At 62.3% G+C, this 23402-nt stretch carries 24 protein-coding genes and 1 riboswitch; of the genes, 7 read left to right on the top strand and 17 right to left on the bottom strand.

Annotation, left to right across the window (positions count from 1 at the left end; translation table 11 throughout):
- Position 1 precedes the first annotated feature (1 nt).
- From FXN63_RS08290 to ggt, 3 genes are all read right to left on the bottom strand, one after another.
- Positions 2-946, bottom strand: coding sequence for an ABC transporter permease (locus FXN63_RS08290; RefSeq protein WP_148814233.1), 945 nt, complete (start codon positions 944-946; stop codon positions 2-4).
- Between the two features lie 249 nt (positions 947-1195).
- A complete protein-coding gene (locus tag FXN63_RS08285) occupies positions 1196-2704 on the bottom strand; it encodes an ABC transporter substrate-binding protein (protein WP_148814232.1) in 1509 nt (502 codons plus the stop codon).
- A gap of 35 nt (positions 2705-2739) precedes the next feature.
- A complete protein-coding gene (gene ggt / locus FXN63_RS08280; protein WP_148814231.1) occupies positions 2740-4365 on the bottom strand; it encodes a gamma-glutamyltransferase in 1626 nt (541 codons plus the stop codon).
- A 104-nt stretch (positions 4366-4469) separates the two neighbouring features.
- Here ggt and FXN63_RS08275 point away from each other — a divergent pair, with 104 nt between their 5' ends.
- A complete protein-coding gene (locus FXN63_RS08275) occupies positions 4470-5375 on the top strand; it encodes a LysR substrate-binding domain-containing protein (protein ID WP_148814230.1) in 906 nt (301 codons plus the stop codon).
- A 108-nt stretch (positions 5376-5483) separates the two neighbouring features.
- Here FXN63_RS08275 and FXN63_RS08270 read toward each other — a convergent pair whose 3' ends face one another.
- The 6 genes from FXN63_RS08270 to FXN63_RS08245 all read right to left on the bottom strand — a co-directional run bounded on the left by FXN63_RS08270 (position 5484) and on the right by FXN63_RS08245 (position 9402).
- On the bottom strand, positions 5484-6350 hold the full coding sequence (locus FXN63_RS08270) for an anti-sigma factor family protein (RefSeq protein WP_148814229.1): 867 nt from the start codon (positions 6348-6350) through the stop codon (positions 5484-5486).
- Position 6351: 1 nt separating this feature from the next.
- Positions 6352-7008: an RNA polymerase sigma factor gene (locus FXN63_RS08265; protein ID WP_148814228.1), complete on the bottom strand. Its 657-nt coding sequence runs from the start codon at positions 7006-7008 to the stop codon at positions 6352-6354.
- Between the two features lie 30 nt (positions 7009-7038).
- The gene (locus FXN63_RS08260) at positions 7039-7416 is read right to left on the bottom strand and encodes a COG4315 family predicted lipoprotein (RefSeq protein ID WP_148814227.1); all 378 of its coding nucleotides are present in this window, start codon (positions 7414-7416) and stop codon (positions 7039-7041) included.
- Positions 7417-7507: 91 nt separating this feature from the next.
- A complete protein-coding gene (locus FXN63_RS08255; RefSeq protein WP_148814226.1) occupies positions 7508-8107 on the bottom strand; it encodes a flavin reductase family protein in 600 nt (199 codons plus the stop codon).
- A 109-nt stretch (positions 8108-8216) separates the two neighbouring features.
- The gene (cnbZ, locus tag FXN63_RS08250) at positions 8217-8975 is read right to left on the bottom strand and encodes a 2-amino-5-chloromuconate deaminase CnbZ (RefSeq protein ID WP_148814225.1); all 759 of its coding nucleotides are present in this window, start codon (positions 8973-8975) and stop codon (positions 8217-8219) included.
- 154 nt (positions 8976-9129) lie between these two features.
- Complete coding sequence (locus tag FXN63_RS08245) at positions 9130-9402, bottom strand: hypothetical protein (RefSeq protein WP_148814224.1); 273 nt, start codon at positions 9400-9402, stop codon at positions 9130-9132.
- A gap of 305 nt (positions 9403-9707) precedes the next feature.
- On the opposite strand from FXN63_RS08245, the gene FXN63_RS08240 reads away from it, so the two are divergent.
- Entirely contained in the window at positions 9708-10016 is a 309-nt protein-coding gene (locus FXN63_RS08240; protein WP_148814223.1) for a hypothetical protein, read from the top strand.
- Between the two features lie 140 nt (positions 10017-10156).
- On the opposite strand, the gene FXN63_RS08235 is transcribed toward FXN63_RS08240, so the two are convergent.
- The gene (locus tag FXN63_RS08235) at positions 10157-10603 is read right to left on the bottom strand and encodes a DoxX family protein (RefSeq protein WP_148814222.1); all 447 of its coding nucleotides are present in this window, start codon (positions 10601-10603) and stop codon (positions 10157-10159) included.
- 138 nt (positions 10604-10741) lie between these two features.
- On the opposite strand from FXN63_RS08235, the gene FXN63_RS08230 reads away from it, so the two are divergent.
- On the top strand, positions 10742-11650 hold the full coding sequence (locus FXN63_RS08230; RefSeq protein WP_148814221.1) for a LysR family transcriptional regulator: 909 nt from the start codon (positions 10742-10744) through the stop codon (positions 11648-11650).
- Between the two features lie 75 nt (positions 11651-11725).
- Here the strand turns inward: FXN63_RS08230 and FXN63_RS08225 are convergent, their stop codons facing one another.
- Positions 11726-13243, bottom strand: a complete 1518-nt coding sequence (locus FXN63_RS08225) for a sensor domain-containing diguanylate cyclase (RefSeq protein WP_246165068.1) — start codon at positions 13241-13243, stop codon at positions 11726-11728.
- 135 nt (positions 13244-13378) lie between these two features.
- Between FXN63_RS08225 and FXN63_RS08220 the strand changes: the two genes are divergently transcribed.
- On the top strand, positions 13379-14140 hold the full coding sequence (locus tag FXN63_RS08220; protein ID WP_187395149.1) for a LamB/YcsF family protein: 762 nt from the start codon (positions 13379-13381) through the stop codon (positions 14138-14140).
- Between the two features lie 39 nt (positions 14141-14179).
- On the opposite strand, the gene FXN63_RS08215 is transcribed toward FXN63_RS08220, so the two are convergent.
- From FXN63_RS08215 to FXN63_RS08190, 6 genes are read right to left on the bottom strand one after another with little or no spacing between them, the layout of a single operon-like run.
- Positions 14180-14947 carry an SDR family oxidoreductase gene (locus tag FXN63_RS08215; RefSeq protein ID WP_148814219.1) on the bottom strand — a complete coding sequence of 256 codons (768 nt, stop codon included), beginning with the start codon at positions 14945-14947 and terminating at the stop codon, positions 14180-14182.
- Positions 14948-14958: 11 nt separating this feature from the next.
- On the bottom strand, positions 14959-15990 hold the full coding sequence (locus FXN63_RS08210) for an ABC transporter substrate-binding protein (RefSeq protein ID WP_246165067.1): 1032 nt from the start codon (positions 15988-15990) through the stop codon (positions 14959-14961).
- Between the two features lies 1 nt (position 15991).
- Complete coding sequence (locus tag FXN63_RS08205) at positions 15992-16759, bottom strand: ABC transporter permease (RefSeq protein WP_148814218.1); 768 nt, start codon at positions 16757-16759, stop codon at positions 15992-15994.
- A complete protein-coding gene (locus FXN63_RS08200; protein ID WP_148814217.1) occupies positions 16756-17535 on the bottom strand; it encodes an ABC transporter ATP-binding protein in 780 nt (259 codons plus the stop codon). Before FXN63_RS08200 ends, FXN63_RS08205 begins: the two co-directional genes overlap by 4 nt.
- Positions 17536-17565: 30 nt before the next feature.
- Positions 17566-19032, bottom strand: coding sequence for an acyl-CoA reductase (locus FXN63_RS08195; protein ID WP_148814216.1), 1467 nt, complete (start codon positions 19030-19032; stop codon positions 17566-17568).
- Positions 19029-20111: a LuxE/PaaK family acyltransferase gene (locus FXN63_RS08190; protein ID WP_148814215.1), complete on the bottom strand. Its 1083-nt coding sequence runs from the start codon at positions 20109-20111 to the stop codon at positions 19029-19031. Before FXN63_RS08190 ends, FXN63_RS08195 begins: the two co-directional genes overlap by 4 nt.
- 76 nt (positions 20112-20187) lie before the next feature.
- Positions 20188-20279, bottom strand: a riboswitch (TPP riboswitch).
- Positions 20280-20472: 193 nt separating this feature from the next.
- Between FXN63_RS08190 and kynB the strand changes: the two genes are divergently transcribed.
- From kynB to kynA, 3 genes are all read left to right on the top strand, one after another.
- Complete coding sequence (kynB, locus tag FXN63_RS08185) at positions 20473-21099, top strand: arylformamidase (RefSeq protein ID WP_148814214.1); 627 nt, start codon at positions 20473-20475, stop codon at positions 21097-21099.
- 121 nt (positions 21100-21220) lie between these two features.
- Positions 21221-22525: a kynureninase gene (gene kynU, locus FXN63_RS08180; protein WP_148814213.1), complete on the top strand. Its 1305-nt coding sequence runs from the start codon at positions 21221-21223 to the stop codon at positions 22523-22525.
- A 1-nt stretch (position 22526) separates the two neighbouring features.
- On the top strand, positions 22527-23366 hold the full coding sequence (kynA, locus tag FXN63_RS08175; protein ID WP_148814212.1) for a tryptophan 2,3-dioxygenase: 840 nt from the start codon (positions 22527-22529) through the stop codon (positions 23364-23366).
- Positions 23367-23402 lie beyond the last annotated feature (36 nt).

Here is a 23402-nt window from a genome sequence, read left to right as displayed (position 1 = left end):
CTCAGGGATGACGCAGACGCGGGTTGACGACGATGTACAGAATGTCGGCCAGCACGTTCATCAAAATGAACCCGACTGCCACACACAGCACCACGCCCTGCACCACCGCGTAATCGCGGTTGAACACCGCATCGACAATGAGCTTGCCAAAACCTGGCAAGGTGAAAATCTGTTCGGTCAGCACGGCACCGGCAAGCAACTCGCCGAACAACAGCGTGACCAGCGTGATGATGGGCATCAGCGCATTGCGCAGCGCGTGATGCAAGACCACCCGACGCCCCGGCACACCCTTGGCGCGCGCCGTGCGCACATAGTCCGCATTCAGCGCTTCCAGCACGGCTGAACGTGTGTGCCGCATCAAGTACGCAGCAATGCCTGTGGACAACACAAAAGCTGGCATCACCATGGTTTTCATGGACAGCCAGAAGTCTTCCGTAGGCGGCACGTAGCCCGATGCCGGCAGCAACTTCCACTGCACCGACACCAGCATGATCATCACGATGCCAAGCCAGAAATTCGGAATCGACATGCCCGACAAGGCAGCGATGTTCGCCCCCCATTCCACCGCAGTGCCCTTGCGCACCGCCGCCAGAATGCCGGCCGGTATGCCGATCATCACGGCAAACAGGATCGACATCACGGCCAGTTGCAGGGTCACGGGCAGCTTCTGCGCAACCAGTTCCAGCACCGGCACATCGGTACGCAGAGACTTGCCCAGATCGCCTTGCAGCACCTGCCCCAACCAGGCGGCGTATTGCATGGGCAAGGGATCATCCAGGCGATAGGTTTCGCGCAGCGCAGCAAGCACAACCGGGTCGCGCTCTTCGCCAGCCAGCGCCAGCACCGGATCACCCGGCATGATTTTTTGCAGCATGAAGACGATCATCGACACCAGAATCAGGGTCGGGATCGCCACCAGGATGCGACGTAGCAACAGTGCCAGCATGGTCGGAATTCCTGCGTAGGTAGAACGAGAACAGCGACGAGAACAGCGGTGCGATCGACGTGAAGAACAAGGTGATGAATGACGTGGAGCACGACATTCCAGACTGAATACAGACAGCAGTCGCCCGGCCCAACTGCGGCCGGGCATATCAGCGTGCGCGCCAACGGTCTGCCTGGATTCAGGCAGACGTATGGAGTTGCCCAGACTTGCGCAACCCCTCGTGCAAGCCGGCATTACTTCAAGCCAGTATTACTTCAGGCTGACGCCCTTCAAGCGGATCATGCCGTCCGGCGAAGGCGTGAAGCCCTGCACCTTGGTGCTGGCCACGAACAGCCACGGTTGGTAGTAGATGTACGAACCGGGCATCTCGTCTTGCATGATGGTTTCGGCACGGTCGTAAAGATCCTTGCGCGCAGCCAGATCGGTCACGACACGGGCTTGGTCAAGCAGCTTGTCGACTTCCGGATTGCAGTAACGGCCGTCGTTCTGCGCACCCTTGCAGGTCAGGAAGGTGTGCACGTTGCCGTCCGGGTCGGGGCGACCCGACCAGCCCTGCAGCTGCACATCGAAGTTGCCCGAGGTGGACTCCTTCAGCATGGCCGCGTATTCGGTCGGACGCAGGCTCAGTTGGAAGCCTGCTTCGGCCGCCATGGCCTGCACCATTTCGGCAATCGCCGAGGTCGTCGTGTTGTTGCCGTAGACCAGTTCAGCCTTGACCGTCGGCTTGCCGGCCTGCTTCAGCAGCGCTTTGGCCTTGGCCACGTCACGGCCCGTGACCGGGAATTTCTTCTCGTCATGGAAGGGGCTGGCGGCCGGGTACGCGGTCTGTGCAGGCACGAAGGTGTTCTCGCCAACCACCTGGTTGATCACGTTGCGATCAACCGCCAATGCAAAGGCCTGGCGCACCAGCTTGTCATTGAACGGATTGGCCTTGGCGCGCTCGCTGTTGCCGATATTGAACATGAAGCGCACGTAACCCAGACCCGACACCGGCATGAACTGCACGCTCTTGTCACCCTTGACCTGCGTGACGTCAGACGGATTCAAACGTTCGAGAATGTCCAGATCGCCCGCACGCAGGTTGGACAGGCGCACGGTGGTGTCGGGAATCGGGCGGAAGATGATGCGCTTGAACGCGTAGTTTTTCGCGTCGTAATACTGGTCATACTTTTCCAGCACGATGCGGTCGTTCTGCACCCGCGACACGAACTTGTACGGGCCCGAGCACACCGGGCTGCGCGCCACCGCAGCCGTGTCGTCAGTGAAAGTTGCCGGCGACAGCATCATGCCGGCGCGGTCGGTCAGCGCAGCCAGCAAGGTGGCGTCGGGCTGCTTGAGCTTGAGCACCAGCGTTTGCGCATCGGGAGCCTCGGCGCTTTCAATGGACGACATTTCGCTGCGACGCATGCTGTCCTTCAAGGTCAGCGCGCGTTCGATGTTGGCCTTGGCGGCAGCAGCATCGAAGGGCTTTCCGTCGTGGAAGGTCACGCCTTCACGCAGCTTGAAGGTCAGTACCTTGTTGTCCGCGCTCCAGGCCCATGACGTTGCCAACTGCGGCGTGATCTGCAGCTTCTGATCGATGTCGACCAGCTTGTCGCACAGCGACGTGAACACAATGCGGCCCACGTAAGTGCGTGCACGGTGCGGGTCCAGCATGTCCGGATCTTCTTGCAGACCAATACGGAAATCCTGTGCCATGACGCTGCCCGCCATCAAGGCCAGCGACGCCGCCAGCATATTGCGCTTCATGTTTTTCATCGATGTCTCCCCACTCTTTTTCAGATGTTTTGGAATCAGAAACCCACTGCCTGGCCATCGCGGCGGCTGTCGCTGGCCGCCGCATATCCATGTTCCTTATCGTCCGACAGACGCCAGATGAACTGGCCTGCGCCGAAGTCCATGTACGGATCGTCGACCGACTTCAGCGTGTGACCCAAGTCTTGCAACCCAGCCACGGCTGCCGGGTCCATCGTCGATTCCACGTCGAGCGAGAAATCTCGATTGACCTTCCAGCGCGGTGCGTCACATGCCGCCTGCGGCTGCTGGTCATAGTCGACCATTCGCACCACGGTCTGCAAGTGTCCTTGCGGCTGCATGTCGCCGCCCATCACACCAAAGCTCATTACCGGAGCGCCATCGCGTGTCAGGAAGCCGGGGATGATGGTGTGGAACGGTCGCTTGCCGCCTTCGACCACGTTGGCCGATTTCGGGTCCATCGAGAACCCGACGCCCCGGTTCTGCAAGCTGATGCCGGTGCCCGGCACGACCACACCCGATCCAAAGCCCATGTAATTGGACTGGATGAAGGAGATCATCATCCCTTGTTCGTCGGCGGCGGTCAGGTAAATGGTGCCGCCAGCAGCCGGTCGGCCAGCCGCGAAATGGGTGGCACGATCTGGGTCGATCAAACGGGCGCGCTGGTCCAGATACGCGTCGTCCAGCATCTGTTCGGGCGTGACTTCCATGCTCGACGGGTCGGCCACGTATTGATAGACGTCAGCGAATGCCAGCTTCATGGCTTCGATCTGCAGATGCTGCGAGCGCACGGAATCCACCGGCAAACCGGCCACGTCGAAACGGTCCAGCAGGCCAAGCGCGATCAGCGCGGCAATGCCCTGCCCGTTCGGCGGAATTTCATGCAGTTCATAACCCCGGTATTTCTTCGAGATCGGCTTGATCCACTCGGGCTGATACGCGCGCAAGTCCTCGGCCGTCATCGAGCCGCCGCAGGCTTGGCTGAAGGCCACGATCTTCGCAGCGAGTTCGCCTTCGTAGAAGTCGCGGCCGCCGCTGGCCCCGATGCGCCGGAACGTGTCCGCCGCCGCACGCAAACGGAACAACTCGCCCACTTCCGGTGCACGACCGTGGGGCAGGAAGGTGTCGGCAAAGCCAGGCTGGCTGCGCAGCTCGTCGGCCGCAGCCGACCACTTGTGGGCCACGACGGGCGGCACCACGTAGCCACGTTCAGCGATTTCAATCGCGGGTTCGAACAACTGGGCAAACGGCAGGCGTCCGAGCTTGCCGTGCAAGGCGGCCCAGCCGGCCACCGCACCGGGTACGGTCACGCTATCCCAGCCACGCTTGGGCTGCTTGGCAAACCCGTCGCCACCAATGCCATATCGGGTTTCGAAGTAAGCTCGGCTCCACGCAGCCGGGGCCACGCCCGAGGCGTTCAGGCCATGCAGTTCCTTGCCATCCCATACGATGGCAAAGCAGTCGCTGCCCAGTCCGTTGGACACGGGTTCGACCAACACCATGCAGGCTGCTGTGGCAATGGCAGCGTCAACCGCATTGCCGCCCTGCTGCATGATGCGCAGGCCCGCTTGCGCGGCCAGGGGATGCGAGGTCGACACGACATTGCGTGCGAAGACGGGAATGCGAGTGGACGGGTACGGATTGCGCCAGTTGAACGGTTTCATGACACCCAGATTTGATTAAATGATTAAGCAAGATTCAGGCCAATTTACGGACCCAGACTGGCCAAATCAATTTGATCCATTTGTTTTTTGGGCAAAGGTTTTTTATGAATGGCTTGCACTTCCTGCGCACCTTCGTCGCAGTGGCCCGGCACGGTTCTTTCTCGGAAGCTGCCGAGCAGGTTGGCGTCACCCAGGCCGCCGTGAGCTTCCAGATGCGTTCGCTGGAAACCGAGCTGGGCCGCAAGCTGTTCGACCGCAGCGGACGGCTGGCCATCCTGAATGCCGAAGCGCGTGAACTGGTGCCGGAAGTCGAAAGCCTGTTGAACGCCTGGGAACGCATTCGCAAGCCGCGTGGCAAGACGGGCGAGCTGGTCGGGTCCGTTACCGTGGGGGCCTTGGTGTCTTGCATGTCCACCCTGCTGCACGTGGTGTCGCGGTTGAAAATGGATCACCCGGGGCTGGACGTGCGGGTGCTGCATGGGCAGACCAATGGCTTGGCTGCACGGGTGTTGGCCGGTGAACTTGATGCGGCGTTCGTGGTGGAGTGCAGTCACCTGTCACCAGCGCTCAGCTGGCTGCCCATGTACCGTGAACCGCTGGTGATCCTGGCCCATGCCGATGCGCACGGTGACGATGCCGTGTCGGTCTTGACCGGCAATCCCTATCTGCGTTTCGACGCGTCTCAGCGAACCGGGGCGCTGGCCGAACGCACCTTGCGCGAGATGGGCGTGTCGATCGAAGCCTTCATGGAATTGAACTCGATCACCGAACTGGCGGCGCTCGTGGAACAGGGCTTTGGCGTGACCGTGGTGCCGCGTCTGCGCGATGCGCTGTGGGCGGACAACCCGAAGCTGCGTGTGATCGCGCTGCCGGAACACGTGCGCACGCCGCATCGAAGCATTGGCATGATCGAGCGCAGCGATCATGCACGGCAAGATGTGACGACCTATATTCGGGAACAGTGTGCGCGGATGTGGAGCTGCCAGGAAGGGTCGACAGCGGCGGGGTGATGGTGCGCGGTTTTCAGATTGTTTGATGGGTGGTTTGCCCCGGCGCTTGCCTGCTTGCTGCCGGATGGTTTGCTGAGCGGCTTATTGAGCAGCTCAGTACACGCAGGCTCAGCGTGGCGACAACTGGTCGTAGACCGCTTGCGATACCCGCAACAATTCCTCGCGATCGGCCCCTGCCGAAATCGCGTAGCCGAAGTCCTTGTCCACCCAATAGAACACGTTGACGGCACCGTCCTGGCCGAAGCGAAACGATGTCTCGCTGCCTGCATCCTCGCGGCTCACATACAAGGTCAGCCGCTGCCCGCCCTCTGCGCCGAACATGAACTGCGCGACCGGCTTTTTCTCACCCGGCAGCAGACGCCCGCCGATCAGGCTGTAACCCAGTCCACGCAGGTCAGGCGGACGCACCGGCACCGTGGCGTCCATGCGGCGGGTCAGCCAGGTGACCAGCGCCTGCTCTTGGTCGGCACCGACCTCGACCGGCCGGCGAACTTCCGAGCTGTAGACCGCATGCGCCACCGCCGCCCGCTGCGCAAATCCGGGCAAGCTTTCAGCTTGGCTGGTACGCACCGGCGATGGACTGGCACTCGCGATCACAGTTGCCCGCGCGGTGGCCAGACGCACGGCATCGCCATCTACGACACCCCTCGCCCACCAGGCTGATCCGGCACTGACCAGCACCAGTGCGAATCCCGCAGCAATGCCGCGCCAGGGCCAGGACGGGGCCACTGCAGCCTGAGCAAGACGCGGTGGCACTGGCTCATCCATCACCGGATCAAGCAGGCGTTTCATCGCCCGATTCTGCGCACGCCAATCCTCGACTTGCTTCCGCACAGCGGGATGAGTCGCCAGGAAATCCTCGATCGCGTCGCGCTGCTCGGGCGGCAGCTGTCCATCGACAAACGCATGCAGCTCGGCCTCGGTGACGGCGCGTTCGCCGTCGTTGGCAACAGGTTTCAGGTGAGAGGGAGCCATGCTATTTGATCCGACTTAGCGGGGGTACAGCCGCCGCAGGAGCAGCCACGGATGGGGCAACCACAGACGCAGCAGGAACCGCAGGAGGTAACGCTGACGGGTTAGCGTCTGACGTGGTCGCCGCCGCAGAAGAAACCTCTAAAGGAGCCACCTGGGAGACAGCCGCCACCAAGGGTGCTGCGCCTTGCAGTTCCACCCGCAAGCGCTCGCGCGCACGCGCCAGGCGCGACATGACGGTGCCAAGCGGAACGCCCAACACCGTTGCGGCCTCGGTGTAGCTGAATTCCTCGACCGTGACGAGCAGCAGCACTTCACGCTGCTGGGCAGGCAAACGTTGCAAGGCCCGATCCAGATCGCTGACCTCGATGAGGTCAGACTGGGTACCTCGCTGGCTGACTTCCGGCAAGTCGTCGCCCACACTGTCCTCGGGCCGACTGCGGCCAGCCCGCACCCCATCGACAAAATGGTTGTGCATGATGCCGAACATCCACGCACGCATATCGCCCCGCCGTTGCCACAGAGAAAAGCGGCTCCAGGCGCGCTCCAGCGTGTCCTGCACCAGGTCATCCGCCCGCGCAGGGTCGGACACCAGCCCGCGCGCATAGCGACGCAAGCTGGGAATGCAGGCCACAATCAGTGCCTCGTAGCGGGCACGCACGAAGAGATGCTTCAGCGGGGCGGTTCCAGGTCAGGGCTTGATGACGTGCCAGACGTCCTTGAAGTTGTCGCCGGTCTTGTCGCCAGCCTTCATGTCCGACTTGTACAGGTAGACCGGTTTACCTTTGTACGCCCACTGCTTGCTGCCGTCATCACGCGTGATGATCGTCATGTTGCCTTCCGGCTTGGCGTCCGCTGCCGCCATGACGGGCGGCCACAAGGTGGCGCAGGGATCGTTGCAGGTGCTTTTGCCGCTGCCGGCCTCGTCTTTGTCGAAGGTGTAGAGCGTCATGCCTTTGGCATCGACAAGCATGCCGTTGGCGGTGCTGACGGGAGCCGCAGCGTGGGCGGTACCGGCCAGCGTTGCGCCCAGGGAGAAAATCAGCGTGGCAAGCAATCGAGTGGTCATGGACGTTCCTTGAAGAATAAAGGGGCTGATGAGGGGGCTACACAGGGATAGACGTATCCCCCCACCGCTTTATTCCATGACCTGCGAAATATTATTTTTTGCCTTCCATCTTGAACCGATCCCGGGTCCGCACATACAAGTCCGACCCAAAACGCGCGACCGGAAGATAGTCATCCAGGCGAACGTGGTGCTTGTCCATATCCAGCAGCCCGTCTCGTGCATGCAGGCGCAATACCCGACCAATAAAGATATGACGGCTTTCTGTTTCCATCTTCTCGGACAGCTGGCATTCGAACGCCACCGGGGCTTCGACAATGCGCGGCGGAGCCACGGCACTTGATGGTGTGGTGCTCAGGCCCACCAGATCGATCTCGCTCTGATCCGGCGGCAAGGCCGTGCCGCAATCGTGCATGGCCTGCGCCATTGCCTCGTCGGCAATGTGGACCACAAACTGTTCGTTGGCAAGGATGTTCACCGCCGTGTCTTTCAAGGACCCGGCAGCCGAGCGGTTCAGGCTGATCAGCACCAGCGGTGGTTCTTCGCCGATCATGTTGAACAGGCTGAACGGGGCGGCGTTGACCACGCCTTGCGCGTTGATGGTGGTGACCAGTGCAATCGGACGTGGCACGATCAGGCCGGTCATCAGTTTGTAGCGCTGGTACGGCGTAAGCAGGTCGAAGTCGACTTCCATCGTGAACGTTTCCTGAAAGCAAAAATGCGGGCATGCAGGCCAGCTTATCTCACGGATAAGCCGGGCCTGCATGCCCGCATCGATCTTTCAGGTACTGCGGGCGGCTGTATCAGGACGCTGACAAGAAGCGCACGCCAGCCACACCCTTCACGTCCATCTCGTATTCCCAGCCCTGCACCGGCGGGCGGCTCAGGTGCCAGACAACGCCTTGCGCGCCCGTCTGCTGGCGCTCGATCAGCGCTGCCATGGCGGGGAACACATTGTGTGCGGAATACGATTGCGTCATGGTCGCATGCGACCAGTCGACGCCCAGCATGGCCATGCGCACTTCGACAGCGGCAATGGTCCACATCGCCTTGTCGTGCAATGCGGCGTCGGACGTCTCGCCGTAGCGGTGGATGTCTTCGGGGAAACGGCCGTCCTGCGGCCATTCAGAGCTGCCCGACACCACAAAGCAAGGCTGCTCGTCGACGCTGGGCACGGTGAAGGTGAAGCCGTGCACGCTCAGCTCTGACGGCGCATTGACCAGCGGCGCCACGTTGGAGCGCGCAATCGGGCTGGCACCTACGATCGGCACACCGGCGGCCACCAGCGCATCGACGTAGTCCAGGTTGATGGCACCGAACTCATCGAAGCCCAGGGGACGCGGCAAGCGCAGTTCCAGTGAGCAGAGCGCCGCCATCGGGCGACCGCTGTCGGTCAGCAGACGAGAAATTCTTGCCAGTGCTTTGGCGAAGGGTACGGGTGCTGCGAACCGGCAATGCAACATCGAAAACCCCGGCAAGGCCACGACGCCTTGCGAATACGCAAAGCCTCCGGGCGCATAGGCGTATCCGCCGGGGGTGAACGACATCAGTGACTTGCTCATGAATTCCTCGGTAGAGATCGGCTCGGGCCGCAACGAAGACTGCAGTACCCGACTATCCAGCTAGGCTAACAGCCGATACTCAGGCCAAAGCCACGAGTAACTACATGTGACGGCCTTATATCTACCGATGGGAATGGTTTACCTGTCTACGAATTCAGGGCACAGCTGGTCGCGGGGTCAGGCAGTAGGCGAGCCAGTCAAGCTCGAACACCTTGTACTCGGCTGACGCCGGATCGCTGGCCATATAGCCCCTGCCTTGCGGATTCACGACAAAACGGGTGAAGCCCACATATTCACCAAAACTGTTCTTGCCATTGACTTCGCCGCACAGCGCGCCTGCCGTCGTCACCCAGTCATTGCGATATTGCACCGTATAGGGATCGAGCAAGGTGCGTTCGATCACCGAGCGCAGCTTCTGTTTGTGCATGGCACGCTCTGCGTCGGCATACGCTTTGGCTTGGGCAGCAAGTTCCGCCTCACTGGGCCCGCACCCAGTCAGCAGCAAAAGCGCCATCAGCGCCGCACATGAAAATTTGAACAATTGATTCGCCGTAGATCAGGTCAACGGGGACTATAGCTCGGGTGTTGTGACATGCGGTAAGTGCGTACAGCCAGATTCTGCCGTGCCGTCCGCACAACAAGTCGCGCCTGGCAGCGCTCAGGGCGTCACAGAGCAGGCGGCGCGGGCTTAAACTGCCGCTCTTTTCAGATTTACGAGCCTTCGTAGAACCCATGGATCTCAAACAGCTTGAAGCCGAATTCGCCGACCGTGTCCAGCAAGCCTGCGACCAGGCGCGGGAATTGGGCCTCGCACCCGTCCGGTTGGAACAGATGCTGCGCGCTCAACACGCCGCGACGCTTGCAAAGAAACTGATGCTGTCCGGTGACATCCACAGCAGCATGAAAGACCTGGTCAGAGCCGGCCACCGGGAACTGACCCTGGAAGCAGTCATGCTGCAACCTGACTTCGCACCGATTTTCAGCGCCGCACAGCTACAGGCCGCCGCATGGCGTCTGTCGATGGCTGCGCCCCAGGACTGAGCCAGACCGCAGCAGGCACGGAAAATTACCCCAGGTAACGGATGCTTATCCGATGCCTGGGGTGTTTTTCATGGTGGCAGGTCACGGTGTTGCGACCTGCTTGCCACATCAGATCAGTTCGGTGTCGTGACCCCGATCGATCATTCACCGCGACGGGCGTCAAGGCTCAGGGTACCGGCACCGAAGGCCACGACTTGCAGCAGACCACCGGCCAACGCAATGTTCTTCAAGAAGTGGAAGAGCTGGTTCTGGTCGCCCAGGGCGTGGTGGAAGGCCAGTGCCGAGATCACCGAGAACACGGCCAATACGGCAGCAACGACGCGGGTGCGGTAGCCCACGACCAGCAGCAAGCCACCCACGATTTCAACCGCCAACGCGGCAATGTAAGCCAGCATGGGGACCGGCAGACCGACCGACGTGATGTAACCCAGCGTGCCGGCGGGTTCAGCGATCTTGCCCGCACCGCTGACGATGAAAATCGCCGCCAGCATCAGGCGGGCAATCAGCGGAATCGTTGCCGACAACGCGCCGTTGGTCGAGGTGGCCGAGGTGGAGGAAATACGCGAAGCGGTGATGGTGGTGCTCATGATGTCTGCCTTGGTTGGATCGCTTGGATCGCTGAATCGAGTTGATGGAACGAATCTTAGGCACTGGACATCCATGCTGGAAGCCTATATTTTTCGATGGAATCCATCTACAGGACCGATATATGCCTGGACCGACACATGCTTGACGGCGTTTCCATGGACCAGTTGCGCACCTTCATTGCGGCGGCAGATGAAGGTAGTTTTTCGGCGGCAGGCCGCAAGCTGAACCGGGCGCAGTCCGTCATCAGCCAGACGCTGGCCAACTTGGAAGGCCAGATCAACACGCAGCTGTTCGACCGCAGCGCGCGCTACCCCCGTCTGACGGAACAAGGCCAGGCATTGCTGAGCGAGGCGCGCACGGTGGTCAACGGCATGGATACCTTCAAGGCCCGCGCACGAACGCTGTCTGAAGGGCTGGAACCCGAGCTGTCGGTGGTGGTGGACGTGATGTACCCGATGGCCTCACTGACCGAAGCGGTGGGTGCCTTTCGCGGTGCATTTCCCAATACGCCCCTGCGGCTTTATGTCGAAGCGCTCGGAGCCGTCGTACAGCCGGTGCTGGACGGCGTATGTCGTATCGGGGTGATCGGTTCCATGCCGGTGGTGCCTGACAGCATCGACACCGAACGACTGCTTGATGTACCGATGATCACCGTGGTGGCACCCGGCCACCCGTTGACGGAACACACCGGGGCAGTGCGTGACCGCGACCTGGAACGCCACGTTCAACTCGTACTCACCGATCGCACAAACCTGACCAGCGGCAGCACTTTTGCCGTGTTTTCACCGCTGACCTGGCGGCTGGCAGACCTGGGTGCAAAACATGCATTTCTGCGCGCCGGCTTTGGCTGGGGCCACATGCCACAAGCCATGGTGCAGGCCGATGTGGATAGCGGCCTGCTGGTACGCATCGAGCTGGAAGCCTACCGGCAGCACCCATTGGCAATTGCGATGTCTGCAGTACATCGCAAAGATGCGCTGCCCGGACCGGCCGGGCGCTGGTTCATCGAACGGTTGAAAAATGATCGGCTGAAAAACGCCAGCTGATTGAGCGTTGATGAGCAAGATCGATAACTGAATCATTCACTGACACCAGCGAAAACCAGCATCGCCACGCCGCGATCAAGCTGCCAATTCCGTCCGGTTTCTACCCGCCTGCTTGGCACGGTAAAGCGCTGCGTCGGCGCGCATCAGCATGGCGGCACGATCTTCTGACCCTGCCGATACACCACTTGCAACACCGACACTCACCGTACAAACACCGCCCGGCAAGCCATCGTGGGGCAAGCTCAAAGCCATGACGGCGGTGCGGAGGCGCTCTGCGATCTCGACCGCCTGGGCAGCCCCGGTTGCGGGCAACAGCAACACGAACTCTTCCCCGCCATAACGCGCCGCCACATCGCGAGGCCGTCGCGCATGCTCACGCAGCACATCACCAATACGCCGCAGCACCTCGTCACCGGCCTGGTGCCCGTATCGATCATTGAAGTATTTGAAGCGATCGGCGTCGACAAACAGCAAGGACATCAGTGCGCCCGTGCGGCGGGCGTCGTCAAACTCGGTCTGCAAGGCCAGATCGAATGCACGGCGGTTGACCAGCCCCGTCAAGCCGTCGGTCTGCGCCAGCAATTCCAGTTTCCGCTCTACCTGCTGACGTCTGCGCAGTTCGCGCTGAAACAGCAGTGTCAGTGTCATCACCGCCGCGCACAACAGCAAGGTGGTGATGCTGATGACCCACGAGCGCTGTCGCCAAGGTTTCAGGAAACCGTCTGGCGAGATGTTGACGTTCATGAACAGCGGCAGCCCCTGCAGGCGCGCGAAGTTGTAGTAACGGCTGACGCCATCAAGCGTAGCCTTACCCACAAACCCGGATTCACCACGATCGAGAAAACGGCTGATGACCGGGCTGGCGCGCAGGTTGGTGCCCGGAATGCCTTCGGCGTAGGGGTCGCGCATCAACACGATGCCATCGTCACGCAACAAGGTGATGGAGTCATCGGTGCCCAGTTTCAGGCGCTGGAACAGGTCGCGAAAATAACTCAGCCGCAAGGTGCCGCTGACCACGCCCGCGAAACTGCCGTCCGGTGCAGACAGGCGGCGGCTGAGGGCAATGCTGGGGTCACCGCCGCGCAGGCGGCTGCGAAACGGGGCGCTGATGAACAAGCCCACATCGGCCCGGTCACGATGTGCCCTGAAGTAATCGCGATCGGCAAAATTTCCCTGACGCGGGCGCGTCGATGCGGAATCGTGCACCACGTTGCCCAGTGCATCGATCACCAGCAAGGAACCCAGGTGCTCGGCTGCAGCGGCCCCATCGAAGAGCACACGCTGGCGCATGTCGGGCGACAAGGTGTCGATGCCCGGCGCGCTCATGCCGTCGATCACGCCACTGAGCGACAGGTCATAGCCGCGAATCGTGCGAGAGATATCGCCTTCCAGCAAGGCAAGCACGTTGCGTGCACTGTTTGCCGCGCCCTCCCAGGTCTTTTCCCGATCGATCCACAGCGCGGCGAAGGCGATGGCCAACAGCCCCATCGTGATCAGGAGTGTCAGGACATTGAGTGCTCGCAGCAAACCACCTGGCGTGGAGAAAATAATGACCCCGACATAAAGCGCAACCGTCGGCGACGGCTGGTTCAAGCCCGACTATACCAATCCTGAATGAAGACACGAACTTGCGTACTGACGCAAGCCTGCGAGGGCGATATCCTGTCACCCTGCGCGCTGGCCTGGTCATCACGCCGCGCCCCTCTCCCACCAATTATGGACATGAACATGCGCGAACTCGATCTCAACTGTGACATGGGCGAAGGCTTCAGCATCTACCAGGCCGGCGACGATCTGGGGCTGCTGGGCTCGGTCACCTCGGCTAACATCGCCTGCGGTTTCCACGCAGGCGATCCGCGCTCGATGGCGGCAACCGTGAAAGCTGCCATTGCCCGCGACGTGTCGATTGGCGCGCACCCCAGTCTGCCCGACCTGCAAGGCTTCGGACGCCGTGAAATGGCCGTTTCAGCCGACGAGGCCTACGAAATGGTGGTGTATCAGATCGGCGCGCTGAAGGGCTTCACGGATGCCGCCGGTGTGCCGCTGCGCCATGTGAAAGCGCACGGTGCGCTCTACAACATGGCCGCACGCGATGCAGGCCTGTCGAAAGCCATCTGCCGCGCCGTGCACGATGTGGATGCGTCCTTGGTGGTGTTTGCGCTGGCGGGCAGCGTGACGGTGGATGTGGCCCGCGACATGGGCCTGCGCGTGGCCAGCGAAGTGTTCGCCGACCGCAGCTACCAGGACGATGGTTCGCTGACCTCGCGCCGCCAGCCGGGGGCCATGATTACCGACCTGCAGCAGTCCATCGACCAGGTGCTGGCGATGGTGCAACACGGTTATGTGCGTGCCGTGTCGGGCAAGGAAGTGCCGCTGCAAGCCGATACTTTGTGTGTGCATGGCGACCAGCCGGGTGCACTGGCCTTTGCTCAGGGCCTGCGTAGTGCTTTGGAAAATGCGGGCATCATGTTGCGCGCGCCGGTAAAGTAATCAGACTGGCGGACCGGATACCCGGCCTTTGCGCCGGCCTTATTTCATCACCAGTCCGCCGTCCACGAACAAGACCTGCCCGGTCATGAAACCGGCCCAGTCCGACGCCAGGAACAGCACCGGCCCCGCCACGTCTTCCGGCCGCGCAATGCGCCGCAAGGGCGTGGCCGCCATCAGCGATTCACGGAACGATTCCTGGGTGGCCTGACTGGCCTGGGTGGGATACACCAGGCCCGGTGCCACGCAGTTGACGCGGATGCCAAGCGGGCCAAGCTCGCTTGCCAGATTGCGGCTGAAGGCCACCAGCCCGGCCTTGGCAGTCGTGTAGTCGTGATACGCCACCACCGGGTGTTCAACCAGGTTGCTGACGATATTGACGATGCTGCCTTGTGCCCGTTTGCGGAAAATCGGCAGCACGGCCTGGCACACCCGGAAAGTCGCGCCCACAGTGCCGTCGAACTGCGACTGGTAGTCGTGCCAGTTCAAGTCGTCGAAGCGGGTTCTGTTCTTTGGGTCAAACAAGTACGGACTGAAGGCGTTGTTCACCACGATGTCGATGTGCCCGAACTCACTCACGATGCCATCGATCATGGTGCGCACCGCATCGTCCGACCCGACATCGGCCTTGACCGCCCAGGCGTCACCGCCTGCTGCCTGACATGCGGCAACCACCTCGGCAGCCGCAGTGTCGTTCGACAGGTAGTTGACCACCACCGAGGCCCCCTCGCGCGCGAACGCAAGCGCGATTGCCGCCCCGATGCCACGGCTTGCGCCAGTCACCAGCACTACCTTGTCCTGGAATTTCATGTGGCGGCCTTTTATCGGGCTGGCAACAAGCTGGTGTCCACCACGTCAGACACCTTGATCTGACGCGTGATCAGGCCCAAGGCGCGGAACGCGTCAGCGCCCTTCTGCAAGGCATCCAGATCGAAGGCACCCAGGCTGCCCACCCCGCCAGCCGACAATGACGATGCGTTGCGCAAGCGGATGACCTCAAGATTGATGTCGCGGTTGGTGCCGTCGATGGCGTACTTGCCTGCCAGGGTTGCGGCTTCATCTGGCTGGGCGATCATCCAGGCCGCGCTGTCGCGATAGCCTTTGAGGAACGCCTTCAGCAATTCCTTCTTTTCCCGATAGACCGATTCGCGCACCACGAACAAGTCGCTGGACACGTTCAGATAGTCGCTGACCGGCATCACGTTGACTTCGCCAATGCCCTTTCGTTGGCCAACCACCAGCCCGGTATCGGTTGCCGCCGTGGCATCGACCTGGCCTTGCAACAGCGGTGCGAAGTTGAGCAAGCCAGTCACCACGATGCTGACATCAGACTCTTTCAGACCGGCCTGGTGCAACATCACCAACAGGTTCTGCCGCGTGCCGCTGGACAGGCTGTAGACGCCGATCTTCTTACCCTTGAGATCCGCCGGCCGTGTGATGTTGGCCGACTTCAGCGACACCACGTTGAAGACATTGCGCGGGTAGATGTCGTAGATGGCGACGAGCTTTTCACCCTTGTCCAGCGCCATGAAGAACGACCCCGGATCGGTGAACGCCACGTCGGCCTGACCGCTCAGCAGATTGCGAATGGCATCGCCACCGCCCGCGCCCGGCAGGTAAGCCAGTTCCACCCCCTGCGCCTTGAAGAACCCTTTTTCCGGCTCGACCAGCAGATTGGTGATCTCGCTGATGGGCTTGCTCCAGCCCGCCACGGTGACCTTGCCGAGCGTCGGAGCGGTCGGCGGGTTCTGCCCGAAGGCGGCGAACGGCGGTGCCGCAAGGGCCGCCATGGCGGCGGTCGTGGCAAGGAAGCGGCGGCGGGAAAGCAGACGGTGCAAGGTATCTGAGGTCATGTCAGGGACGGTCGGTATAGGAACGCAACAGCACGCGCTCAAGCAACAGCGTGGCTTGATAGAAAAGTAGACCAATCACGGCGATGAGGATCAGCGCGGCGAACATCAGCGAGGTGTCCATCATGCCCTGCGACGCAATGATGACGGCACCCAGGCCTTGGCTGGCACCAATGAATTCGCCCACCACGGCACCCACCAAAGCCAGCACCACGGCCACGCGCAGCCCCGCCAGAATGCCCGGCATGCCGGTGGGAAGTTTCAGGCGCAGCAGGGTCTGCATGCGGGTAGCGCCCAGCATCTGGAACAGCTGCAAACGCTGTGCATCCACCTGCTTCAAGGCCGTCAGCGTGTTTTCCATCAAGGGGAAAAAACAGATCAGCGCAGTGATCAGCACCACAGATGTGGCCCCGAAGCCGAACCACAACACGAACAGCGGTGCCAGCGCCAGCTTGGGCACCACCTGGCTGACGATCACATAGGGCCTGAACACCCGTTCCAGCAAGGAGGATTCCGCCAGGGCAATGCCCATCAACAACCCGACGACACTGCCAAGCGCCAGGCCAGACACCAAGGTGAACAAGGTGGCGCGCAGATGTGGCCAGAAATAGCCGTTGCTCAATTGCGTCCACAAGCTCGCGGCAATGGCTGAAGGCGCGGGCAACACCAGCGCAGACAATCCCGATCGGCGCGCGACCAGTTCCCAGGCGCAGACCAGCACCAGGAACACGACACAGGCCAGCACGCGGGCCTGACGCGAACTCGCCGTCATGCTGCCCCCACCGTCGTAGTCTGCGCGCCCGCATGACGAGCCTGATCCATCGCAGCGTGTACACGCGCGCAATATTGATTGAAGGGCACGCCGTGGCGCAGCGTCTGGGTTCGGGGCGTGGGTAGGCCTACTTGCAAGGCATCGACGATGCGCCCGCCATGCATCACGGCAATCCGATCGCCCAAGTAAACGGCCTCCGCAATGTCGTGCGTCACGAACAGTACTGTGGTGCCACGCTGTCGGCACATAGCCAGCAAATCGTCTTGCAGGTCTGAGCGGGTAATGGCGTCAAGGGCGGCGAACGGTTCGTCCAACAGCAGCAAGGCGGGGTCGAGAATGAGCGCGCGCGCCAGTGCCACCCGGCTTTGCTGACCGCCGGACAAGGCACGAGGATGATGCTGAGCATGAGCAGCCAAGCCCAGCGTGTCCAGCAGCGCAAGCGCGCGCGCTCGGTCCCTGGCATCTGGCCGACGCTGCAAGGACACCGGCAGCAACACGTTGTCGATGACCCGATGCCACTCCAGCAGCACGGGGGCCTGGAACATGAACCCGATCTGTGGCCCGGGCGACACCAGCTCGCCGTCACGCAGCAGAATCCGGCCCGATTGCGGACGCAGCAACCCTGCCGCCAACTTCAGCAGCGTGGTCTTGCCACAGCCGCTGCGTCCCACCAGGCAGTGGATCTCACCCGCCTCGATCTGCCAGTCGATGCCGTCCACCACGGGCGGTCTGCCCGGGTAGGTGAACACCACGTTCTGGATGTCCATGAAACTCATGACAAGAACGCCTGCGGGGATGCGTGAGATTCAATCTGCATATCGCGCCAGCGGCTGCGCAGCCATTTCGGCTGAGTTCTCGATTTCGGTCATGCGCACCAGGTCCAGCAGGTTGAAGCGGCCATCGTGGTGCCAGCCTGCTTCCGGCGCACTCATCGCGCCGATGGCACTGATCCGCGTCACACCGGCCGCGCCCAGCATATCGGCCAAGCGATAAAGCGCTTCTGGCGACGCGGCGACCCCGGCAGTCTGAAGATACCGGCGCTGTGCGCCGATGACGGGCATCACCGATTCCAGCGCGTCAACCGCCACCACCTGAATGCTGCGTTGAAGCGCCGTGGGTGCCAACGGCTGAAGCTGGTCGCGGTATGCCACTTGCCAGGCAGTGGTCGGCCCGCCGATCAAGGCGTCCTGCCTGTGCTCGGCGGCAAGCAACTTCCACTCGAATGCCTGCTGCCACTTGGCCACCGCAGCGGCATCATCAAGACCCTGTGCCCGACGCGGGAAGCGCCGATGCAAGTTGGCCAATTCCGCTGCCAGGTAATCGGCAAAGGCACGTGGCGTAACCGCGCCGCCCCGTTCCACGTAAAAGACGTGGGGCGAATAACACCCTTGCTGGTCATAACGCATCACGTCCCAGGCGGCCAGGCGCGCCAGTGGCGGTGCTTTCAAAGTGTCGAGCGCCGACACGCCAATCAGGCCGACGCCTAGCTTGTGGCCGTGAGGCAAAAAGCGGGTGGTCACCGGCAAGCGCTTGCGAATGGCGTCCAGCGAATCATTGCCGCCATAGGCCACCACGGTGTCGGCCTGCGCATACAACTCGGCCGCGCCGTCGTCGCCCGCACCGCGCCACCACACCACCGCCATGCACTCCACCCAAGGCGGATGCACCTCGGCCAGCAAACGCGCGAACCACCCGGCGAAAAGCGGCTCGGCGCTGGGCAATTTGCCGATATTGCCAGCCTTCACCAACAGGCCGCAGACAAAGCTCCATAAGGCCAGCGCCGGGACATTGCCGGCCCAGCTGTGCACCAGCAAGTCCGGGCCGAAGGCACGAACCGCCCCGCCCTTGGGCGTCGGCTGAAAACCATCCAGCACCTTGGGATTCGCAAAATCCTCGGCCACGAAACGGTGCAACTGGGGTGCGCGGAACGTCTTGAAAAATGCTGTCAGCCCCAGGCGCACCATGTCGGCGTCGAAGCCCGTGACCACCGGCAACCACTGGTCTGCCTGTTGCCGGAACGGATCGTCGCGATCCAGCAGACGGGCCATTGCGCGGTCGATCACGCCAATGATGTCCGACACGCTCATGGTCTTCAGATGCAAGGCACTGGCGCGGCGCACGCGCTCGGCCAGCGCATTCATCTGCAACGCGGTCAGCATGGGCACGGCCACGTCCACGCGCGTGCCATGTTGCGAGAAGCTCAACTGCTGCCATGCGACTTCATCCGCCGTCAGTCCGGGCAGGTACCCGGCCTGGACCGTGTGCGTCGTCATGCCGAAGTTGCCCGCAGGAACTCTTCCACCGCCAGCGAACATCCCTTGGCGTCCACGCCTTCGGCACGTCCCAGCAGCAGGAACCCTGCCCCGCGCGCCACACCGACATCTTCGGTCAGGATGGTCGTGACCGAATTGAAATTGGCCAGGTCGCAATGCACCAGAATGCCGCGTTCGCCGGGGGCTACGTCCTGCCCGGAAACCGGGTCTACCAGGCGCGAACGAATCCAGTGCGGCCCAGACTTGACCGACGGCACCTCGGCATTGCCGTCGTCATAGAACTGCGTGCTCAGTTCAGTCATACCGTACATGTTGATGCAGTGCGTACGCGGCACGCCCAGCAGGTCCGACAGCGAAGCATAGAAGGTCTCAAGCGGCAACTCGCGTGACTGCCCCTTGTAGCCGCCGGTGTCCAGAATGCGGCTTCCCGCAGGCAGCTGGAAACGCTTGCCCTGCGCCTGCAAGGCATCCAGCACGTGGACAATGCTGTAGCTCGCGCCCAGCAGCGCATACGGCTCACCGCGCGCAACGGCAGCGTCCAGGGTCTGCCACAGCGCGGGCAGGTCAATGCCCTGCGGCGTCATGAAATAGCGGCTGTCGTCCGACCCGAATGTCGACTTCGCCAGCGCCAGATAATGCGCGAGCGATGAATTCGGCATGGCCACTTCGTCGGGGAACAACACGCCCATGGGCATTCGCGCGTCGCCACGCATGAAGCGCTGCGCAAAATTGCGGATCATCGAAAGGTCGTAGACATCCAGCAGCGGATGAAAGTGACGTCCGCGCGTATCGGCACGTGTCGTGCCGCTGGTCATGAAAACGCGTTCCTGCTCAGACGGCGGCGCACAGCGCAATTCCGTTGCCTTGAACGCATCGATAGGCACCGCCGGAATATCCCGCCAGGTGTTGACCTTGCGCGTGGTCACCCCACGCTGCTGGCAGAAGCTGCGATACGGCGCATTGGCGGCAAATTGATGGGCAAACAGGCGAAGCGCGAGGGCATCGAACTGATCGTCCGAGCAGCCGTCCGCCGCAATGAAGTCGAGAATGTCCGCGACCAGCGGGGCGAGCTTATCCATGAACGTCCTTCCTGAGCTGTGCAACGATGCTCCGAAGGCTCCCCATGCGGCACGCTCCTATTTGGGCGTGCCGTCACATCAAGGTGAATGCTCTTCTTCCGCCGGGATTAACCGGTTCAAGTTCACGGGTCTGGATCTCAGCACTGATGTGCACCCCGGAGCGACCACGATATTAACCTGCGGGCAGTGGGCAAGCGCCCGTCGCACTACCTGGACGCATCAGGTCGCGCGCCCAAGGCCGCAAGCAAAGCAGGGCATGCGCCCTGCTGCTGTCGCAACGGTCTGCCTTGCAGAACGCTTTTCATGCGGCCGTTGGAAATAAGCGACACCACGCGCTACCGCCCAACGCTAATTTGGCAGCATGACAAAACGAATCTGGGATATCTCCCCACCTGTGCACGAAGGCTCTCCGGTCTTTCCCGGCGACACGCCCTACCAGCAGCGCTGGGCCGCAAGCATAGGCCCGGGTTGCCCCGTGAACGTCAGCGAGATCACGCTGTCGCCGCACGTCGGTGCGCACGCCGATGCGCCCCTGCACTACGCCCCCGACGGCACCACGATCGGCGACATCGACCTCACGCCCTTCCTCGGCCCTTGCCGCGTGATTCACGCCATCGCGTGTGGGCCGTTGATCGAGTGGGCGCACATCGCGCATGCCATCAAAGATCTCCCGTCGCGCGTGCTGGTGCGTACCTACCAGCGCGCACCTGTCGAATGGGACGGTGCCCTTGCCGCCTACGCACCGGCCACTATCGAACGCCTTGCCGCGCTCGGCGTGACGCTGATCGGCATCGACACCGCCAGCATCGACCCAGCCGACAGCAAGACGCTCGACAGCCACCAGGTCATCCGCCGCATGAACCTGCGCGTGCTCGAAAACCTCGTGCTCGACGATGTGCCCGAAGGCGACTACGAACTCATCGCACTGCCGCTGAAGCTGGTGAGCGCCGACGCTTCCCCCGTTCGCGCAGTGCTGCGCAGTCTATGAACTTTCCCCCGTACTAGCGCTTCGTATTGCGCTGCCCCCTCTCGGGGGAATAACCAATGGCCCGACAAAGCCGGTTCCACGATGTGCCCCGCCAACCTGCATCAAACTCATGGACAGTGACATGACCCTCGACGATTGCCGCGCTCTCGATCACGCCGACCCGCTGCGCGAACTGCGCGACCTGTTCACCCTGCCCGACGGCGTGATCTACCTCGACGGCAACTCGCTCGGCGTGATGCCGACCGCCACCCCCGCGCGCGTCGCCGACGTGGTGGCGCAGGAATGGGGCAATGGCCTGATCCGCTCCTGGAACACCGCCAGTTGGATCGACATGCCGCAGCGCCTGGGCAACAAGTTGGCTCGGCTGATCGGTGCCGCGCCGGACGAAGTGATGTGTACCGACAGCACCTCGATCAACCTCTACAAAGTGCTGTTCGCCGCCATGAGCCAGGCGATCGACAGCGGCGAGCCGCAACGCCGCACCGTCGTGAGCGAGCGCAGCAACTTCCCGACCGACCTGTACATCGCCGAATCGCTCTGTCGCGAACGCGGCTTCACGCTTAAGCTGGTGGAACGCGTCGAGGATATTCCCGCCGCGCTCACGCCTGAGGTTGCGGTGCTGATGCTTACGCACGTCAACTACCGCACCGGCGTCATGCACGACATGGCCGCGTTGACAGAAGCGGCACACGCCGCCGGTGCACTCACCGTGTGGGACCTGGCGCACAGCGCGGGCGCAGTACCGGTCAAGCTCAACGCATGCAATGCCGACTTCGCGATCGGCTGTGGCTACAAGTATTTGAACGGTGGCCCCGGCGCGCCTGCCTTCGTGTGGGTGAACGCGCGCCATGCGAGCCGCTTCGAGCAGCCGCTGTCTGGCTGGTTTGGCCACGCCGCACCTTTCGCGTTCACGCCGCATTACCAGCCCGCACCGGGCGCGGCGCGCTACCTGTGCGGCACGCAACCGATCATCAGCCTGTCGGCGCTTGAATGCGGACTCGACACCGTGCTGGCCGCTGAGCCCTTCAACGCCGACGGCGAGCCGATGTCAGCGCTGCGCATCAAGTCGCTCGCGCTGACCGACGCCTTCATCGCCCTGATCGAGGCACGCTGCCCTGGCCGCTTCACGCTCGTCACGCCACGTGAACACGGCCAGCGCGGATCGCAGGTGTGCCTGGCGATGGCCGATGCCGCCGAAGCGCAGGGCAATGCGGCGTACGCCATCGTGCAGGCGCTCATTGCCCGCGGGGTAATTGGTGACTTCCGCGCTGGCGACGCGCAGACGCCGCATATCCTGCGCTTCGGTTTCACGCCGCTGTACCTGAGCTTCGAGGACGTCTGGCATTCGGTCGAACACTTCGTGCAAGTGCTGGAAAAAGAAGAGTGGCGGCGCCCCGAGTTCAATCAGAAAAACGCGGTGACCTGAGATGCATCAGACCGAGAAAATTGTTCAGGACGAAAAGGCGCAACTCGACTTCAGCCAGTCGATGAGCTACGGCGACTACCTGCACCTGGACCAGATCCTGAACGCGCAGCATCCGCTATCACCGGCGCACGACGAGATGCTTTTCATCGTGCAGCATCAAACCAGCGAGCTGTGGATGAAGCTCATGCTGCACGAGCTGACCGCAGCCACGCACTGCATCGCCACCGAGCAGTTGCCCGATGCCTTCAAGATGCTGTCCCGCGTAACGCGCATCATGGAACAGCTCGTGAACGCATGGACGGTGCTATCGACCATGACGCCGCCCGAGTACAGCGCAATGCGGCCTTACCTCGCGAGTTCGAGCGGCTTCCAGAGCGCGCAGTACCGTTGCATCGAGTTCTCGCTGGGCAACAAGAACGCGGCGATGCTCAAGCCCCACGCGCACCGTGCCGATCTGCTCGCACAGGTAGAAGCGGCCTACTGTGCCCCATCGCTCTACGATGAAGCGCTGCGCCTGCTGGCGCGCAGCGGCCTGGCCATACCGTCGGAATACGTAGAACGCGACTGGACACAGCCTTATGTGGCGAGCGACGTGGTGGAGCAAGCCTGGCTCGCCGTCTACCGCAACCCGAAGCAACACTGGGACCTGTACCAGTTAGGCGAAAAGCTCACTGACATCGAAGACGCTTTCCGGCTCTGGCGCTTTCGCCACGTGACGACCGTGGAACGCGTGATCGGCTTCAAGCGCGGCACTGGTGGCACCGGGGGCGTGAGCTATCTGCGCAAGATGCTGGACGTAGTGCTGTTCCCCGAGATTTGGCGACTGCGCACCGAACTTTGAACAGGGGGTCACACCACGTCAGGCAGCCAGGTCAGG

It is taken from the genome of Pigmentiphaga aceris, from assembly GCF_008119665.1.
Taxonomy (GTDB): Bacteria; Pseudomonadota; Gammaproteobacteria; order Burkholderiales; family Burkholderiaceae_B; genus Pigmentiphaga; species Pigmentiphaga aceris.
The sequence above is the reverse complement of the archived record's forward strand: the minus strand, read 5'-3'. Positions and strand labels throughout refer to the sequence as shown.